This window comes from Planococcus sp. 11815, assembly GCF_051096385.1.
GTDB classification, from domain to species: Bacteria; Bacillota; Bacilli; order Bacillales_A; family Planococcaceae; genus Planococcus; species Planococcus citreus.
Genome location: NZ_CP096991.1, coordinates 1,561,003 through 1,578,392, shown reverse-complemented (window position 1 = coordinate 1,578,392; position 17,390 = coordinate 1,561,003). Strand labels below are relative to the sequence as shown.

Genomic DNA, 17,390 nt, shown 5'->3' with positions numbered 1-17,390 from the left:
TCCTTCAAACTTAGCGTCTGCTTAAAATGTCATGGCCGTGGCCGTTGCGCAAGAATTGGCTTCTTGAGTTGCGTACGCGCTCAATGCGTTCTTCCGCCATACGGTCAGCTGCGATATAGCTTGGAATTCCGTCGCGTTTGGCAATTTCAAAAATGCGTGTAATGCTGTCGTAGATCGTTTCAACGCGTTTCATCGCACGTTCGTTGTTGTAGCCGTAAAGCTCATCCGCTACGTTGATGACGCCGCCTGAGTTGATAACGAAGTCCGGTGCGTAAACGATGCCGCGCGCTTCGAGCTCATCGCCGTGGCGCTGTTCTTTCAATTGGTTATTGGCAGATCCTGCGACCACTTTCACTTTCAATTGTGGAATCGTCTCATCGTTGATGATGGCACCCATAGCACATGGCGCGAAGATATCCGCCTCTACCGAATAGATTTCGTTTGGCTCGACAGCCGTAGCGCCGAATGCTTCAACAGCACGTTGAACCGCTTCTTTGTTGATGTCAGTGACAATCAATTTCGCGCCTTCTTTGTGCAAGTATTCGCATAGCGGGTAAGCGACGTTTCCGACGCCTTGCACGGCTATTGTTTTGCCTTCTAGTGAATCGTCGCCGTAAGCTTCCATAGCGGCCGCTTTCATGCCGATGTATGCGCCGTATGCAGTCACTGGGGATGGGTTACCTGATGAACCGAATGCCGGTGAGATACCTGTGACGAAATCTGTTTCTTCATGGATCATGTCCATGTCAGCAACAGTCGTTCCAACATCTTCAGCTGTGATGTAACGTCCGTTCAAACCTTGGATGAAACGGCCGAAAGCACGGAACATTTCTTCGTTTTTGTCTTTCAACGGGTCGCCGATGATAACGGTTTTGCCGCCGCCAAGGTTGAGTCCGGCTGCTGCGTTTTTGTATGTCATGCCGCGGCCAAGGCGGATGGCATCTTCAATCGCTTCTTCTTCTGTTTCATAGTTCCACATGCGCGTGCCGCCAAGTGCTGGCCCAAGCGTTGTATCGTGGATACAGATGATGGCTTTAAGTCCAGAGTTTTTATCTTGGCAAAATACCAATTGCTCGTAATCGTGTTCTTCCATCTTTTTGAAAATTTCCATCGTAAATTCCTCCTAATAGTGTAAGCTTTATAGTTTTTATAGATCCGGTTAGTAGCAGTCAATTAGCAAGGTTCCCCTTGGATACATGCTGCTTTTTATAAAGTCGCTGAGCGCAAGGCTAGAGCGAGGGAAAATAATTTACTTTCTGAACTGTCGGCGCGCGATGTCAACACGATCGGTGCTTTAGCACCCGCGATGATGCCACCGACCTTGGCTTTGGAAAAATAAACGAGCGATTTATAGAGGATGTTGCCGGCTTCGATATTCGGCACTAGCAAAATGTCTGCGTGCCCCGCCGTATCCCCTTCAATGCGTTTATGCTTTGCCGCTTCGACGGAGATTGCATTGTCCAAGGCGAGCGGCCCGTCAACGACGCAATCGGTGATCTGGCCGCGCTTGTTCATGGCGGTCAGTGCTGCAGCATCCAAGGTCGCCTGCATTGCAGGATTGACGACTTCCACCGCCGCCAGCGCCGCCACGACCGGCAATTCGACACCAGTTGCCCGCGCCACCTGGACGGCATTGCGGATGATCTGGGCTTTTTCCTGAAGCGACGGTTCGAGGTTCATGCCGGCGTCGGTGACGAAAATGAGCCGGTCATAGCCTTCGACTTCAAAAGCCGCCACATGGGACAGTACCGAACCTGTGCGAAGTCCGTAATCCGCGTTAAGTGCCGCTTTCATCAAAGTAGCGGTCGGGATATGCCCTTTCATCAAGACGCTGGCGTCATTCATGAAGACAGCCCTTACCGCTTCTTTAGCCGCTTGCTGAGGGCCATTCACATGATGGAGCGCCAGTTTTGGATGCCCTTTCAAATGTGGGAAATCAGCTGCGATTAGTTGCTTCAATGTTGCTTCGTCATCGTATAGATGAAAGCTTGCGAGGTTTTGGTCGAGCGCTAATGAAATGGCTTCCATTACTGCGTGGTCAGCTGCTGCTGCAACTGCGACTGCATGCTCGTCCTGCAAGTCGATTTCATCGACGATGTTCTGCAAAGTGGTCATATCTATCACCTCATTCTTTTTAATTAAAACAGAAGAAAGCTTGAGATATAAGGGATGTAAGCGTTTTATTTGCAAAATACGGCAGTTCTATTTGCAAATTCTTGCAAAACCTTGCAAAGAGTTGCAAAACCTTATAGTAGTCCGAATTTTTCCAATTTATAGTATAAAGTGCGCAAGGAAATCTGAAGCTGCTTGGCGGTTTTTGATTTGTTCCCTTTTGCCTCTTCGAGTGCACGATGAAGGATGCCGCGTTCAACCGTTTCCAACTGTTCTTGCAATGGCGCAGATGCCGGAATGACCACTTCGTTTTTCGCTTCTTTTGCCTTCAGCATATTTAAGGGGATATGCTCTTCTGTCATTGTTTTGTCGTTCATTTGCATGAAGATCATCGAGCGGCTCAAAATGTTTTCCAGTTCCCTCACATTGCCTGGCCAATCGTACATTTTCAAAAATTGCAAAGCTTTCTCCGAAACATTTTCGACGTTGCGCCCGTATTCCTGGTTAAGCTTCAACAGCAGCCGGTCGACGATGCGCGGAATATCCTGTTTCCTGCTGCGCAGCGGGGGAATCAAGATCGGCATGCGGTTCAGCCGGTAATACAAATCTTCACGGAAAGTTCCGTCAAGCAGCGCTTTTTCCATATTGGCATTGGTCGAAGCGATGACACGGACATTGACGGGGATCGGTTTGGTCCCGCCAATCCGCATCGTTTCGTGTTCCTGCAATACGCGCAGCAATTTGCTTTGGATCTGCGGTGACAACTCCCCGATCTCATCGAGAAAGATGCTGCCGTTGTTCGCCTCTTCCAATAATCCGCGCTTCGCTCCGGTCCGGTGTTCAATCGTCGCACCTTCTTCGTAGCCGAACAATTCAGCATCGAGCTGCTCACTCGAAACCGCCGCGCAATTGACGCGGACAAATTTATTGAATTGGCGCTCGCTGGCGCTGTGGATCGCATGGGCGAATAATTCCTTGCCCGTTCCAGACTCCCCGCGCAGCAGCACCGTCACAAGCGTCTGTGCAGCTAGTTTCGCTTGCTGCAACGATAATTGCATTTCAGGGGACAAGCCGATGATGTCATCGAATGTATATTTCGACTCAAGCGTCCGGATGATGCTCCTCGCCCGGTCCAGCTCTTTCATGAGAGAGCGAATTTCTGTCGTGTCATGGATGACCCCGACACTTCCCTTTAATTGGTTATCGACGATAATCGGTGCCACATTGACGATGACTTCCCGTTTGGCCGGTCCGACTTTCAAATTAACGCCACGCACGGGCTTTCGGGTTTGCAAGGCTTTGAAGTGCATGCTTTCGCCTTCCGAAATGTCTGCAGATGCCGGGCGGCCAATCACTTGCTCCATCTCAAGACCCGTGATTCTTGTATAGGCCGGATTGACAAGCAAGCCGTTACCTTTTTCGTCCACCACCGAAATGGCATCGTCGCTGGATTGGATGATCGCTTGCAGCATCGTCTGAATTTCTTTCAGGTCAGTAATTTCCTCTGCAAGCGAAACCACTTCCGTGATGTCCTTGAACACCGCGAAGGCACCGATCAATTCGCCGGTTTCATCGATCATCGGGAAACGGCTCGTGACGATTTTCGATCCGTCTTTCAGTTCAAGCTCCCGGTTCAATTCCGTCCTGCCCGTCTCGATGATCCTCGGCAATTCGCTCATCGAAATCAATTCATGGATATGGCGCCCGATGGCTTCGCCTTGCTTGACCGAAAGCATGCGTGCGGCACTGCGGTTGATGAAGTTAATATGGTTGTCCAGATCAATGCCAACCATGCCTTCATCGATTGAATTGAAAATGATCGACCCTTTATGGCTTTCGTTGCTCAGTCGATTAATGTAATGCTCTTTCTCATCCATCAGGCGGACGAAGATGTTCGCGACGCTGCCAGGGATAATGACCGTCCGAGGGGGATAATAGCGGCGCAGCCGCTGCGTCAAGTCGTCGTCGCCGGTTACATTAAAAACAATGTCGACCGTTTTCGGCAATTCCCGATAATCTGTGCCGATGGCAATGCGGAATTTTTCAGCTTGTTTTAACGCTGGCGCATCCTCGTGAATATCTACTACACCTTCGACGTGAAACCATCCAGATTCGACGAGCAACTTTAGTATCGCGGACCCACCAATCCCTCCACCAATAATGATCACTTTTTGCAATTCTCTTCAAACCTTTCTGTCCCGATTCGTGCAATGAGCTGCACACATATTTCTAGCCTACCGCAGGGGACAATTCTTGACAACTTTGAGTGGATTGGAAACAATGGAACATGAAGGATGTGGAATAGATGGGACGATTGATTGCATTTATCATTTTGCTCATTCCCGGCGTCATGGCCGCTTACGGCATCAAATTAATGCGGGATACCCTTTTTAATAAATTGCTTGAACCGTATCCGGCTCTTTGGATGCAATTCACGCTCGGGACGCTTTTTACAGTAATTGGCATCGGTTTCTTCGCCGGATTCCTGTTGAACCGCGACCGTAAAAAAGGCAATGTGTCTGAACGGTTCCAGAAGCGATAAATGACTGCAGGCATTTGAACAAATTAAAAAGAACGCCAGGAACCTTAGTTCCTGGCGTTCTTTTTCGTTGTTACGGTTGTAATTTGGTGGTTTCCTGCGCCCATACTGCTTTTACGCGCGCAGGATAGTCTGTGATGATCCCTTTGACCGAAGGGTGAAGCTTACGCAGAATGCGTTCATGCCCCGATATGCCATATAGCCGTACCGGTTTACCCATTTCGGCAATTGGTTCAATCCATTTTGGCTTATGAAACCTCTTATGGAAGTGGAAGCTGTCGAGCCACTGGCAATTCTCCAGCTCGTTCCACTGCACGGCGCGTTTCAAGATCCACGCTATCTCAATATGCGGCATCAAACTTTTCATCTTTTTAAGAAGTTCCGCATCAAAAGAAGAGAGATGCACACCTTCTGCCCCTTCCAACAACGCGCAGACAATCTCAGCGCCCTCGGGATGCCTGGAAACCGATGACTTCAACTCGACATTTAGCGGAATGCCTTTCTTTTTCGCCCAGTCGATCACTTCAAAGGCCAGTGGAATCGAATGGCGCCCAAAACGCTTGAACCTTTTGCGGATCGATAACGACTTCAGCGATTCGTACGGCATTTTATGAATATCCGCTTGCGTCCCCGCCAATCGCTTTAATTGATCGTCATGGTAAACGATCGCGATGCCATCCCGTGTCATCTGGATATCAAGCTCGATGCCGACTTGCAATTGATCCGCCAATTCAAATGCTTGCCATGTATTTTCAAGCGCATGCCCCGAGGCCCCGCGATGCGCATAAATTTCAATTTCAGACATAGCTTCCTCCCCTTTTCTGGATAGGACCTATCTTTAATCATTTATTTTATCATCTCATGAACTAGCTGCAAGTGTGGGGCTTTCTTGTGGGCGTTTTTTGATTTTTCTATATTCCCTTATGTAGTTTAATACATTTATTACTGATGCGCTGTCGCGCAAAAAAAAAAAAAAAACCGAAGCCCTTCACAGGCGACGGTCGGTAACTATGATTATTCGTTTGTGCCAAGGCTGTCGACGATCATGGCGATGAATTCGGAATTGGACGGCTTCGACTGGAGGTGCGATTCACTATAGCCGAACACGCTAGCAATATGCGCGACGGACTCGCTGCGCACCCACACTTGCCCGATGGCATGGCGGATCGATCTTTCCACCCGCGCCGCCGTCGTATCGAATTTCAAGGCGATTTTCGGGTACAGCTCTTTTGTCACTTTGCCAAGGGCGGAAGGTTCATCAACGACGATTGACACGGCCGCTTTCAAATACATATAGCCTTTCAAATGCGGCGGCACGCCGATGTCTTTCAATCTCAAGGTGATGAGCTCGTCCTTTGTCACCATGCCGCTCTTCGCTGTTTGGTCTCCATTTTTCATAATGTGGTTAATCTGGACGACCAGTCGCTCGGTTTCGAACGGCTTCATGATAAAATAGGAAGCCCCGTAGTCAGCCGCTTGGCTCATGATCGACTCCTGGCCGAATGCCGAAAGCATGATGACGTGGATCTTGCTCATGCGCTCATCGGAACGCAGGACATCAAGTACGGCAATCCCATCGAGATATGGCATGATGATGTCGAGCAGCAAAATATCCGCTTCGGTCTGTTCCAGGATGCCGATGCATTCCCTGCCATCGTACGCAACGCCCACCACTTCCATATTTGGCTGCGATTCAAGAAACTCAGTCATCAACTCCACGAGTTCACGGTTGTCATCGGCAATGGCGATTTTTATTTTCTCCATAATTTTCTCTCCTAAAATACAGGCTCCGGTCCCTTATTTCATCAACAGCTTCCGGTCCCTCGCCAAAGTCAGCAATTCATCAGCATGCTGCAAGGTCAATTCGGTGATTTCCGCCCCTGACAGCATACGGCTCATTTCTTCAGTGCGTTTACGCCCTGCCAGTTCTTTCACTGATGTCGTCGTGCGGTCTTTCGATACTTTTTTCTCGATAAATAAATGCTGGTCTGCCATGGCGGCGACTTGCGGCAAATGGGAAATGCACAGCACTTGGGAATGGCGGGCGATGGCAGCGATTTTCTCGGCAATTGCCTGCGCCACGCGCCCGCTGACTCCTGTATCGACTTCATCGAAAATGATCGATGTGATACCTTGGTGTTTGGAAAAAATCGTCTTCAGCGCGAGCATCATACGCGACAATTCACCGCCTGATGCGACTTTCGTCAACGGCTTCAAAGGTTCCCCGACATTCGTTGAGATATGGAATGCGATGCTGTCTTGGCCGAAACGGTCGAATTTGCCTTTTGGCAACAAGTTGAATTGCACCGAAAAAGAGGCTTTGCCCATATGGAGCTCTTTTAGCTGTTCCATGATCGCTTTCGATAATTTGGCTGCCGCTTGTTTTCTCAGCATCGTCAGTTCTTCCGCTTCGATGCGCAAATCCTCAGTCAATTCCTTCAGTTTCTCCTGATCGAGGCGCAGACGCTGGTCGCGGTTGAGCAATTTATCGAGTTCGTCCGCTTGCTCTTCCTGATACAATAGCATGTCTTCAACCGACGCGCCGTATTTGCGCTTCAAGGATTGCAATAATGCCAGGCGCTGTTCGATTTCGTTGAGCCGCTCCGGGTCGAACTCCAGCTGGTCCAGAATGCGCTTGATTTCAGTCGACGTGTCTTGAAGCTGATAAAACGCCCCTGCAATCGATTCCGACGCTTCCTGGAACTGTTCATCGACCGCGGCTGCGTGTTCTAGTTCGCTCATCGCATTGCCGACCCAATCCAGCCCTTTCGACTCCCCTTGAATCGCTTCATGGGCTTGTGAAATCGATTCGAAGATTTTGGTGAAATTCTGCAATCGTTTGCGTTCTTCCAGCAAAGTTTCTTCTTCCCCCGGCACGAGCTGGGCTTCTTCGATTTCACGCAATTGGAATGTCAATAAGTCGATGCGCTGTGCGATTTGCTGCTCGTTTTCATTATAGCTGGCAAATTCACGTTTCAATTTCGTGTATTTATCAAATGTATGGCTATAGCCTTCCTTGGCTTTGGTCAATAATTTCCCGGCAAATTGATCCAATAGATGAAGATGCTGCTTTTCATCCATCAATTCCTGTGTCTCGTGCTGGCCGTGGATGTCGATCAACGCAGCCCCCACTTCCCGCAAAATGGAAATGGTCACGAGTTTGCCATTGATGCGGCAAACGTTCTTGCCTTTGCCGTTCAGCTCGCGGCGCAGCAAAACATCGCCCTCGCTCGCCTGGATCCCGAAATCGTCCAGTTTTTTATGCACCGGATGCTTTTCGCTTTCGATGTGGAACAAGCCTTCAATTTCAGCTTTTTGGGCCCCGTGGCGAATGAATTCCTGGCTTCCTCGCCCTCCGGCTAGTAAGTGCACGGCATCGATGATGATCGATTTCCCGGCACCGGTTTCCCCTGTCAGAACTGTCATGCCTTCTGTAAAACTGACCGATAATGTATCGATAATCGCAAAATTGCGGATATCCAATTCTCGCAGCATATACATCCACCTCTTTAATTAAAGCATTTCAATCAAACGCTGTTTCAGCACTTCGCGGTGTTCCACGTCACGGCAAATGATTAAACACGTATCATCGCCGCAAATGGTCCCTAAAATTTCTTCCCAATCCAAATGGTCAATCAATGAACCGATCGCATGGGCATTGCCCGGCAAGGTTTTCATGACCAAAAAATGGCTGGCCCCATCGATGCTGACGAACGCATCGGTGAGCGCACGGTGCAGTTTCTGCATTGGGTTAAAGCGCTGGTCCGCCGGCAAGCTGTATTTATAGCGCCCATCCTGCAATGGGACTTTCACCAAATGCAGTTCCTTGATATCGCGAGAAACGGTCGCTTGCGTCACTTCATAGCCCGCAGCTTTCAATAAGTCGACCAAATCATCTTGCGTTTCGATTTCGCGATTTGAAATCAAGTCGCGGATTTTGATATGACGTTGTCCTTTATTCATGGTGCTCCCCCTTGAGTGAATAATTATTCCATATACTTTATATCGTACATCTAAACCACTTTGAAAACAAGGAAACTTCCTGCCCCACTAGAACTATTTACCCCTTATAGGCTAGCTTCACTCATTTTCAACGGCAAGACAGAAAAAAAGGGCAGGGAATGAATTCCCCTGCCCGGTTAATCGGATTGTGTGTTTTTTTCCTTGAATGCTAAATGGGCACGCTCCACCGTTTGAGCGAACGAATGCGCATCCGGCAATTCACTTTTTGTTGCCTGTTCATTGGAAACAAGATGGAATAAAAACTCGATATTGCCTTCACCGCCGGTAATCGGTGAATGGGTCATGGCCTTGACTTCAAAACCGCAATCGACCGCATAAGCAGCCACTTTTTGCAGCACTTCCTGATGCACCTTCGGATCGCGGACGATGCCTTTTTTGCCGACTTTCTCACGCCCTGCCTCAAACTGCGGCTTAACGAGTGCGATGCAATCGCCGCCCGGGACCAAAATGGTCTTCAGTACCGGCAGGATAATTCGCAAAGAAATGAAGGAAACGTCAATGGTCGCCACTTCCGGCAAGCCTTCCTGAAAATCTTCAGGTTTCGAATGGCGGAAGTTGGTGCGTTCCATGACGGTGACGCGTGGGTCTTGCCGGATTTTCCAAGCCAGCTGGTTGTAGCCGACATCGAGCGCATAGCCATGGCGGGCACCGTTTTGCAATGCACAATCGGTGAATCCCCCCGTCGATGAACCGATATCGAGCATCATTTTGCCTTCTACCGCAACATCGAATTCAGCGAGCGCTTTTTCCAGTTTCAAGCCCCCACGGCTGACGTAACGCAGATCGTTGCCCTTTTTTTCAAGCGGCGCATCTTCAGGGATTTTTTCGCCGGGTTTCTCAAGGCGTTCAGTTCCAGAGAAAATCACCCCGGCCATGATGGCACGCTTGGCTTTTTCACGTGTTTCGCAAATGCCCCGCTCGACTAGCAGGACATCCACCCGTTCTTTTTTCACTTTATTCATAGAGCGTTCGACCGCTCCTGCTGTTGTGAATTTTGCTTCACGCGTGTTTTCACCTTTTTGACCACTTCGTCGCTGTTGAGATGGATTTCGTCCATCAACTCGGCCACATCACCGTGTTCAACAAAGAGATCCGGAATGCCCATGCGGTCGATGACAGCTCCTTCGTGGCCGTTGTCATGCGCGTATTCGAGTACCGCGCTCCCGAAACCGCCTTGCAAGACCGCTTCCTCGATTGTCAGAACCGGCACTTTGCGGCCGAAAATCGATGCGAGCATTTCTTCGTCGAGCGGCTTGATGAAGCGTGAGTTGACGACTTCCACTTGGATTCCTTCTTCGCGCAATTGCTCAGCAGCATGCAGCGCCATCGGAATCGTCGTGCCGAATGCCAAGATGACGGCATCCGTTCCTTTTTCCAACACTTCCCAGCTGCCAATTGGGATGGCTTTCAGTTCATCGTCCATCGGTACTCCGAGGCCGTTGCCACGCGGATAGCGCAACGCAATCGGTCCGCCATTGTAATCGATTGCCGTTTTCACCATATGCTGCCCTTCGTTTTCGTCTTTTGGCATCATCAAGACCATGTTCGGGAGATGGCGCAAGAAGGCGATATCGAAGACGCCTTGATGCGTTTCGCCATCCGCCCCGACAAGGCCCGAACGGTCGATACCGATAAAGACATTCAAGTTCTGGCGGCAAATATCGTGGACGACTTGGTCATACGCACGCTGCAGGAATGTCGAATAAATGGCCAGGAATGGCTTCATTCCTTGCGTCGCAAGTCCCGCAGCCATCGTGGTCGCATGCTGCTCAGCGATGCCCACGTCAAACATGCGCTCAGGAAATTCAGAGGCAAAGCCTTCCAATTTGGAGCCGACAGGCATTGCCGGCGTAATGGCGACGATGCGCTCATCGGTACGGGCAAGCTTGCGTGTAGTTTCAGCGATCAAGCCGCTCCACGAAGGAGCAGTGGATGAAGATTTCACTAAATCGCCCGTTTCCATTTTATAGGGTCCAATTCCGTGCCACGTGCCGATTTTATCCTGTTCAGCCGGCAAATAGCCTTTGCCTTTTTTCGTGATGACGTGAAGTAGGACAGGGCCTTTTGTTTTTTTCGCATATTCCAGGTTGTCTTCAAGTTCCTCGAGGTCATGCCCGTCGATTGGGCCGAGGTATGTGAATCCGAGTTCTTCGAAGAACATACCGGAAACGACCAAATATTTCAGGCTATCTTTGACGCGCTCAGCCGTAGAAGCGAGCTTGCCGCCGACTGCCGGCACTTTTTTCAGCAAGTATTCAAGATCGTCTTTGACTTTATTGTATTTTCCGGCTGTCCGCATGCGGCCAAGTACGCTATGGAGCGCCCCGACATTCGGTGCGATCGACATTTCATTATCGTTGAGGATAACGGTCATATCGGTTTGTGCGTGCCCGATATGGTTTAGCGCCTCAAATGCCATGCCGCCAGTCAATGCGCCATCGCCGATGATCGGAATGACGTAATTATTGTCTTTTTTGATATCGCGCGCTGCCGCCATGCCCATTGCCGCAGACAAGGAAGTGGAACTGTGGCCGGTCTCCCAGACATCGTGATCGCTTTCATTGCGTTTCGGGAATCCGCACAGGCCTTTGAATTTACGCAGCGTGTCGAATTGATCTGCACGCCCAGTCAAAATTTTATGGACATAGGACTGATGCCCGACGTCCCAGATCAGTTTGTCGTCTGGGCTATCAAAGACACGGTGAAGTGCAATCGTCAATTCCACCACGCCGAGGTTCGGGCCGATATGGCCACCGGTTTTCGAAAGATTTTCTATAAGAAATCGACGGATATCTTCACTTAAGAGCTCCAATTGCTCAGGATTTAGCTCTTTTAGGAAAGATGGACCAGTTATCGAATGAAGATCCATTTGCCATCACACACCTTTTTTCTATATTTTCCTGTATTGTTGTCTCCCCATATTATAGCAAGACAGGGCAAATGTACAAACAAGAGCCCTATTTTCAGCTTTTTCGTTGGACGATCAGCTCGGTCAATTCTTTCAATAGCTGCTGTTCACCAGGCAGTTCCGCAAGCGCATTAAGCGCTTGTTGTGCGTGATAATCCAGTTTTTCTTTCGCTTTCGGCAAGGTCAAAATGCCGGGATACGTACTTTTATCGCTCGTTTCATCCTTACCGGCTGTTTTCCCGAGCTCCTCAGAAGTGCCTGTGACATCCAAGATATCGTCCTGGATCTGGAAGGCCAATCCGAGATGGCGGCCGAATGTTGAAAGCGCCACCAATTGCTCGGAACTGGCTCCTGCCAGGATGGCTCCTGAAATGATGCTATAGGTCAATAGAGCGCCTGTCTTCAATAGATGTACTTGCTCCAATTGTTCCAAGCCCAGCTGCTTTTCTTCCCCTTCGATATCAAGAACCTGGCCGCCGACCATGCCTTCTGCACCGGCCGCTGTCGACAATAAGTCGATGAGCCGCACTTTATCTTCTGCGGAAACATCGTCCAGACGTGCCAAGATGCCAAAGCTGAACGTCAACAGTGCATCTCCCGCTAAAATAGCGACAGCTTCCCCGAACACTTTATGGTTGGTCGGCATGCCGCGGCGCAAATCATCATTGTCCATGCTCGGCAAATCATCATGGATCAAGGAATATGTATGGATCATTTCGATCGCAGCCGCCACTTTCAAGGCATCTGGATGGGCTGCGCCTTGTTCATGCATGGTGGCGAGCACGAGCATTGGGCGGATGCGCTTGCCTCCTGCTTGCAATGAATAATGCATCGATTCTTTTAAAGATTCCGGAATGGCCAATTCACTGATCAATTCCGCCATCTCCTGCTGGATGACCGGTTCATAATGGGTTCTGAATTGTTTTAAGTTCATTGCGCATTTCCTTCCCCTTCGATTTCAGCCGGGACTTCTTTTCCGTCTTTCATCATCGTCACCAGCTGGGTTTCGGCATTTTTCAATTTATCGTGGCATAGCTTCGATAACTCCATGCCTTTCTGGTAAAGCGTCAACGCTTCTTCGAGCGGCACATCGCCTTGTTCGAGCAATTTGACGATTTCCTCCAACTGCTCCATTGCGTCGTTGAACATCATGTTATTTTCTGCCATTTAGTCGCGCTCCTTATCTTTTGGGTTGATCGCTTCGATGACGGTTTCGATTTCTCCGTCCTTCAATGAAAGGCTGAGCCGGTCGCCAAGCTCCAGCTGATCGACCGATTTCACCACTTCGCCTTCTTTGAACGGAATCGCATAGCCCCTGTCCATGATCTTCAGAGGACTAAGCGCATCCAGTGTCCGGATCGCAGACTTTAATTGCTGGTCCCGCTGCCGGAAAACTTGGGTGATGCGCTGGTCGAGCCGGTCTCCGAGACTGGCTAAATCGCGTTCAGCCTGGCGGATGCGGTCAGACGGGTTGCGATTTTCCAATTGGCGTGAAAGCATGGCCAACCGGTCGCTTGAACGCCTTGCCGTCAACACGGTCTCGCGCTGCAGCGCATCCGTTGCCCGCTCGATGCGTTCGATGAAAGGGCGGTAGAGCCGGTCCGGGTATGCCATCGGATAGGAATTTTGCAGTTGCGTCAGGCGAATGCGCCGTTGTTCCAAATCATTCGATAGGAACCGGAACATCACTTGGCGCTGTCCCATGACCCGTTCGAGCAGTTCAATGCGGCTCGGCACTGCAAGCTCTGCCGCGGCTGTCGGGGTGGCTGCGCGCAAATCGGCCACAAAATCGGCGATCGTCGTATCGGTTTCGTGGCCCACCGCCGAGATGACCGGAATGCGCGAATCATAAATCGCCCGTGCCACTGCTTCTTCGTTGAATGCCCACAAGTCTTCGATCGATCCTCCGCCGCGCCCGACAATCAAGACGTCGCTATCTGTACGGTTCGCTTGCTGGATGGATTGGACAATCGATTGGACGGCTCCCTGGCCTTGCACCAATGTCGGAAACAGCACGATTCGAGCAAGCGGGTAACGGCGCCTGAGCGTCGTGATGATGTCGCGCACCGCTGCCCCGGTCTGTGCGGTAATGACCGCAACTTTTTCAGGGTATTCAGGCAGCTGCTGTTTATGCGCAACATTGAATAAGCCTTCTTTGCTGAGCTTTTCTTTCAACTGTTCAAATGCCAAATAATAATCGCCGATGCCGTCAGGCTGCATCGACTGGGCATATAATTGGTATTGTCCCGATGCTTCATACACAGAGATATCCCCACGGATCAAGACGGTCATGCCGCTTTCCGGACGGAATTTCATCGATTTCGCCTTCGCTGAGAACATGACAGCCGGCATGCGTGCTTTCTGGTCTTTCAACGTGAAATAGATATGCCCGCTTGTATGGATTTTTACGTTCGACAGCTCCCCTTTTACGTAGACATCACGCAAATGGGGGTCGGCGTCGAATTTCTTTTTTATGTATTTCGTTAACGCTGCAACACTTAAGTACGGGTCGGTCGCCAAAATGTCAACCCCTGTCTATAGAAAGTAAAAAGCTGTCTTTCTTTCGAAAAACAGCTCTATTTGCTATTCATTTTACACGCTTTCGGCAGCTTTGTCTTTCGATAATCCTTTTTCAGCCGACAGCAATGTATTTTCCATCAGCATGGCGATGGTCATTGGCCCAACGCCACCCGGTACAGGCGTGATGAAGCTGGCTCGCTCTCGCACCGCTTCGAAATCGACGTCGCCGCACAGCTTGCCGTTTTCGTCACGGTTCATGCCGACATCGATGACGACTGCACCTTCTTTGATATGGTCTGCCCCGATGAACTTCGCACGGCCGATTGCCGCAATGATGATGTCCGCCTGCTGGGTCATCGCTTTCAAGTCTGGTGTTTTCGAATGGCAATAGGTCACGGTCGCATCTTTTTGCAGCAGCAATTGGCCGACCGGCTTTCCGACGATATTGCTGCGGCCAATGACGACGGCATGCTTGCCTGCAGGATCGATGCCGTAATGCTCTAGGAGCACCATCACCCCGTGTGGCGTACATGGCAAAAAAGTGTCCTTGCCGATCATCAAATTGCCGACGGAAATCGGGTGGAAGCCATCGACGTCCTTCTCGGGAGCGATTGCCGTGATGATCTTGAATTCATCGATCTGGGCAGGAAGCGGCAATTGCACCAAAATGCCGTGTATGTCCGGGTCGTTATTCAATTCATCGATTTTCTCGAGCAGTTCTTGCTCGGTCAGTGAAGCAGGGTATAAGTGAAGATCCGAACGCATGCCCAATGATTCACATGTTTTCTTTTTGTTTTTGACATAAGTTTGCGAAGCGGAATCATCGCCCACTAAAACGACCGACAGGCCAGGGGTGATTCCGTTTGTTTTCAGTTTCTCTACACGTTGTTGCACTCGCTCTTTAATTTTCAGGCTTACGGCTTTTCCATCAATCAATTCAGCAGTCACGTAGATTCCTCCAATGATTAGTTCGCAGTTTGGTCAGTGAATTTCGAAAGAACGCCGTTGACGAAACGGCTTGATTTATCGTCCCCGAAAGTTTTGCTCAGCTCGATCGCTTCGTTCAAGACGACGCGGCTCGGCGCATCGTCCATATATTCAAGTTCGAAAACAGCCATGCGCAAAATGGTGCGTTCTACCTTCGGCAAGCGTTCGAGCGACCAATTTTCCAAATGGCCTTTTAGTTTTTCGTCGATTTCCTGTTGCTTGCTGTTGGTGCCTTCTACTAGCAGTTTATAGAACTGGTCGGTTTCCCCGTCCATGACATGTTCCATCGCTTCTTCAATCGTCAATTCGGTTCCATCGAGCTGGAATAGCGTCTGAAGCGCTTTTTCCCGTGCTTCGTGTCGTTTCATCATAATTCCGGTCTCCTTTTTCAAGCTGATTATCCCCCCATTATACAGGTAATCGCGCGGAACTTCCAAGTTTGAAATGTTCCAACAAATCACCGCTGGCGCAGCGCATCCATAAAAAAGAAGGCTGGCCGAAACATGCATCAGCATGTCCGGGCAGCCTGCTTATCAGTCCACTTGGGGATTGTCGAAATGTATACCGGTAATGTGCACATTCACTTCCTGCGTCTGCAGCGAAGTCATGGTCTCCAAGGTCTGGCGGACTTGTTCCTGAATTTTCTTGGCGGTATTCGGGATCGATACGCCATAATCGATAACGCAATATACGTCGATCGCCAGGCCTTCATCCGATAGTTCGGTTTTGATGCCTTTGCCATGGACTTTTTTGCCCAAACGTTCAACGACGCCTGAAGCAAAATTGCCGCGCATGCTGGCAACGCCTTCGATATCGGTCGCAGCGATGCTGGCGATGATTTCCAGCACTTCCGAGGCAACTTCGATATTCCCGAGATCCTGAGCACCGGGTGATTTCATTTTTACATATGGGATTACTTTTTCTGCCATTTGAATGTTCCTCCTCAGGAGCCCATTACATCGTATTTTTCCAGGAATTTCGTATTGAAGTCCCCGGATTTGAACACCTCATGGTCCATAAGGCGAAGATGGAATGGAATGGTCGTGAAGACGCCTTCCACCACGAATTCGTCCAGCGCGCGCTTCATCTTGGCCACGGCCTCTTCGCGTGTATCGGCGAATGTGATGAGCTTAGCCACCATTGAATCGTAATAAGGCGGGATCGTATAACCTGAATACATCGCTGAATCGACGCGTACGCCCATGCCGCCTGGCGGCAAGTACATATCCACACGCCCTGCAGAAGGCATGAAGTTCTTCAGCGGATTTTCGGCGTTGATGCGGCATTCGATGGACCAGCCTTTGAACGTCACGTCTTCCTGTTTATAGGCGAGGGTCTCGCCGGAAGCGACTTTCAACTGCTGCTGGATCAAATCGATGCCCGTGATCATTTCAGTGACCGGATGTTCCACTTGGATGCGTGTGTTCATTTCCATAAAGTAGAATTTCTGGTTTTCTACATCAAAGATGAACTCGACCGTCCCAGCGCCACGGTAATTGACCGCTTGCGCCGCTTTGACAGCCGCTTCGCCCATTTCCGCTCTCAGTTCGGCTGATAAAGCAGGAGACGGCGCTTCTTCGACAAGCTTTTGCATGCGGCGCTGGATTGAGCAATCACGTTCGCCTAGATGGATGGCATTGCCATGCGAATCAGCAAGCACCTGGATTTCGATATGGCGGAAATCTTCAATGAATTTTTCGATGTAGACGCCTGGGTTGCCGAATGCTGCCGCTGCTTCTTTTTGCGTCATATACAAGCCTTTGACGAAATCTTCGCGTGTTCTCGCCACGCGAATCCCTTTGCCGCCACCGCCTGCCGTCGCTTTGATGATGACCGGGAAACCGATCTTCTCTGCGATTTCCAAGCCTTCCTCTTCACTTCCGACAATTCCTGTAGAGCCTGGAACGACCGGTACGTTTGCTGCGCGCATCGTTTCACGGGCTACATCTTTTGTGCCCATTTTCGAAATCGCTGCTGCTGTCGGACCGATGAACATGATGTCGCAAGCTTCGCATAATTCGGCAAAGCTCGAGTTTTCAGCGAGGAAACCATATCCTGGGTGGATGCCATCGCAATTCGTCAGTTTAGCGACGCTAATAATATTGGAAAAGTTCAAATAGCTGTCTTTTGATAGTTTCGGCCCGATGCAATAAGCTTCATCGGCCAGTTCAACGTGGAGCGCTTCTTTATCCGCTTCTGAATAAACCGCTACGGTTTGGATATCGAGCTCTTTGCAGGCGCGAATAATCCGAACGGCGATTTCCCCGCGGTTGGCAATCAATACTTTTTTCATCATCGTCA

The 17,390-nt window shown here is 50.0% G+C and carries 17 protein-coding genes; 1 reads left to right on the top strand and 16 read right to left on the bottom strand.

Going from position 1 to position 17,390, the window contains the following annotated elements; genetic code table 11:
* Nucleotides 1-10: 10 nt before the first annotated feature.
* From M1Q06_RS08035 to M1Q06_RS08025, 3 genes are all read right to left on the bottom strand, one after another.
* Nucleotides 11-1,111, bottom strand: a complete 1,101-nt coding sequence (locus tag M1Q06_RS08035) for a Leu/Phe/Val dehydrogenase (RefSeq protein WP_274623239.1) — start codon at nt 1,109-1,111, stop codon at nt 11-13.
* Between the two features lie 95 nt (nt 1,112-1,206).
* The gene (gene yqiS / locus M1Q06_RS08030) at nt 1,207-2,124 is read right to left on the bottom strand and encodes a phosphate butyryltransferase (RefSeq protein WP_434402679.1); all 918 of its coding nucleotides are present in this window, start codon (nt 2,122-2,124) and stop codon (nt 1,207-1,209) included.
* 122 nt (nt 2,125-2,246) lie between these two features.
* Complete coding sequence (locus tag M1Q06_RS08025) at nt 2,247-4,289, bottom strand: sigma 54-interacting transcriptional regulator (RefSeq protein ID WP_434402677.1); 2,043 nt, start codon at nt 4,287-4,289, stop codon at nt 2,247-2,249.
* Between the two features lie 128 nt (nt 4,290-4,417).
* On the opposite strand from M1Q06_RS08025, the gene M1Q06_RS08020 reads away from it, so the two are divergent.
* Complete coding sequence (locus M1Q06_RS08020) at nt 4,418-4,654, top strand: DUF2627 domain-containing protein (RefSeq protein WP_101190263.1); 237 nt, start codon at nt 4,418-4,420, stop codon at nt 4,652-4,654.
* Nucleotides 4,655-4,724: 70 nt separating this feature from the next.
* Here M1Q06_RS08020 and M1Q06_RS08015 read toward each other — a convergent pair whose 3' ends face one another.
* From M1Q06_RS08015 to accC, 13 genes are all read right to left on the bottom strand, one after another.
* The gene (locus M1Q06_RS08015; protein ID WP_434402674.1) at nt 4,725-5,456 is read right to left on the bottom strand and encodes a glycerophosphodiester phosphodiesterase; all 732 of its coding nucleotides are present in this window, start codon (nt 5,454-5,456) and stop codon (nt 4,725-4,727) included.
* A 209-nt stretch (nt 5,457-5,665) separates the two neighbouring features.
* Nucleotides 5,666-6,415, bottom strand: coding sequence for a sporulation transcription factor Spo0A (spo0A, locus tag M1Q06_RS08010; protein ID WP_274623236.1), 750 nt, complete (start codon nt 6,413-6,415; stop codon nt 5,666-5,668).
* Between the two features lie 33 nt (nt 6,416-6,448).
* A complete protein-coding gene (gene recN / locus M1Q06_RS08005) occupies nt 6,449-8,146 on the bottom strand; it encodes a DNA repair protein RecN (RefSeq protein ID WP_434402672.1) in 1,698 nt (565 codons plus the stop codon).
* 18 nt (nt 8,147-8,164) lie between these two features.
* Nucleotides 8,165-8,614 carry a transcriptional regulator AhrC/ArgR gene (gene ahrC, locus M1Q06_RS08000; protein WP_058380870.1) on the bottom strand — a complete coding sequence of 150 codons (450 nt, stop codon included), beginning with the start codon at nt 8,612-8,614 and terminating at the stop codon, nt 8,165-8,167.
* Between the two features lie 176 nt (nt 8,615-8,790).
* Nucleotides 8,791-9,636 carry a TlyA family RNA methyltransferase gene (locus M1Q06_RS07995; RefSeq protein WP_121299935.1) on the bottom strand — a complete coding sequence of 282 codons (846 nt, stop codon included), beginning with the start codon at nt 9,634-9,636 and terminating at the stop codon, nt 8,791-8,793.
* Complete coding sequence (gene dxs / locus M1Q06_RS07990; protein WP_121299937.1) at nt 9,633-11,543, bottom strand: 1-deoxy-D-xylulose-5-phosphate synthase; 1,911 nt, start codon at nt 11,541-11,543, stop codon at nt 9,633-9,635. Before dxs ends, M1Q06_RS07995 begins: the two co-directional genes overlap by 4 nt.
* A gap of 94 nt (nt 11,544-11,637) precedes the next feature.
* The gene (locus tag M1Q06_RS07985) at nt 11,638-12,516 is read right to left on the bottom strand and encodes a polyprenyl synthetase family protein (protein ID WP_434402669.1); all 879 of its coding nucleotides are present in this window, start codon (nt 12,514-12,516) and stop codon (nt 11,638-11,640) included.
* Nucleotides 12,513-12,749 carry an exodeoxyribonuclease VII small subunit gene (gene xseB, locus M1Q06_RS07980; protein WP_058380874.1) on the bottom strand — a complete coding sequence of 79 codons (237 nt, stop codon included), beginning with the start codon at nt 12,747-12,749 and terminating at the stop codon, nt 12,513-12,515. The genes M1Q06_RS07985 and xseB overlap by 4 nt, the downstream gene beginning before the upstream one ends.
* Nucleotides 12,750-14,102, bottom strand: a complete 1,353-nt coding sequence (gene xseA / locus M1Q06_RS07975; protein ID WP_434402667.1) for an exodeoxyribonuclease VII large subunit — start codon at nt 14,100-14,102, stop codon at nt 12,750-12,752. It lies immediately after the preceding gene.
* 72 nt (nt 14,103-14,174) lie between these two features.
* Complete coding sequence (folD, locus tag M1Q06_RS07970; protein ID WP_274623231.1) at nt 14,175-15,050, bottom strand: bifunctional methylenetetrahydrofolate dehydrogenase/methenyltetrahydrofolate cyclohydrolase FolD; 876 nt, start codon at nt 15,048-15,050, stop codon at nt 14,175-14,177.
* Between the two features lie 17 nt (nt 15,051-15,067).
* Nucleotides 15,068-15,457 (bottom strand): transcription antitermination factor NusB, encoded by a 390-nt coding sequence (nusB, locus tag M1Q06_RS07965; protein WP_101192173.1) that lies wholly within the window; start codon nt 15,455-15,457, stop codon nt 15,068-15,070.
* Between the two features lie 165 nt (nt 15,458-15,622).
* Nucleotides 15,623-16,018, bottom strand: coding sequence for an Asp23/Gls24 family envelope stress response protein (locus M1Q06_RS07960; protein ID WP_058380877.1), 396 nt, complete (start codon nt 16,016-16,018; stop codon nt 15,623-15,625).
* Between the two features lie 14 nt (nt 16,019-16,032).
* Nucleotides 16,033-17,385, bottom strand: coding sequence for an acetyl-CoA carboxylase biotin carboxylase subunit (gene accC / locus M1Q06_RS07955; protein WP_434402664.1), 1,353 nt, complete (start codon nt 17,383-17,385; stop codon nt 16,033-16,035).
* Nucleotides 17,386-17,390: the final 5 nt, after the last annotated feature.

Bases quoted from the DNA above. Each gene is read 5' to 3' on its own strand.
- M1Q06_RS08035 (WP_274623239.1), bottom strand. From the start codon at position 1,111: ATGGAAATTTTCAAAAAGATGGAAGAACACGATTACGAGCAATTGGTA.
- M1Q06_RS08020 (WP_101190263.1), top strand. From the start codon at position 4,418: ATGGGACGATTGATTGCATTTATCATTTTGCTCATTCCCGGCGTCATG.
- M1Q06_RS08015 (WP_434402674.1), bottom strand. From the start codon at position 5,456: ATGTCTGAAATTGAAATTTATGCGCATCGCGGGGCCTCGGGGCATGCG.
- spo0A (WP_274623236.1), bottom strand. From the start codon at position 6,415: ATGGAGAAAATAAAAATCGCCATTGCCGATGACAACCGTGAACTCGTG.
- recN (WP_434402672.1), bottom strand. From the start codon at position 8,146: ATGCTGCGAGAATTGGATATCCGCAATTTTGCGATTATCGATACATTA.
- ahrC (WP_058380870.1), bottom strand. From the start codon at position 8,614: ATGAATAAAGGACAACGTCATATCAAAATCCGCGACTTGATTTCAAAT.
- M1Q06_RS07995 (WP_121299935.1), bottom strand. From the start codon at position 9,636: ATGAATAAAGTGAAAAAAGAACGGGTGGATGTCCTGCTAGTCGAGCGG.
- dxs (WP_121299937.1), bottom strand. From the start codon at position 11,543: ATGGATCTTCATTCGATAACTGGTCCATCTTTCCTAAAAGAGCTAAAT.
- M1Q06_RS07985 (WP_434402669.1), bottom strand. From the start codon at position 12,516: ATGAACTTAAAACAATTCAGAACCCATTATGAACCGGTCATCCAGCAG.
- xseB (WP_058380874.1), bottom strand. From the start codon at position 12,749: ATGGCAGAAAATAACATGATGTTCAACGACGCAATGGAGCAGTTGGAG.
- nusB (WP_101192173.1), bottom strand. From the start codon at position 15,457: ATGAAACGACACGAAGCACGGGAAAAAGCGCTTCAGACGCTATTCCAG.
- M1Q06_RS07960 (WP_058380877.1), bottom strand. From the start codon at position 16,018: ATGGCAGAAAAAGTAATCCCATATGTAAAAATGAAATCACCCGGTGCT.
- accC (WP_434402664.1), bottom strand. From the start codon at position 17,385: ATGATGAAAAAAGTATTGATTGCCAACCGCGGGGAAATCGCCGTTCGG.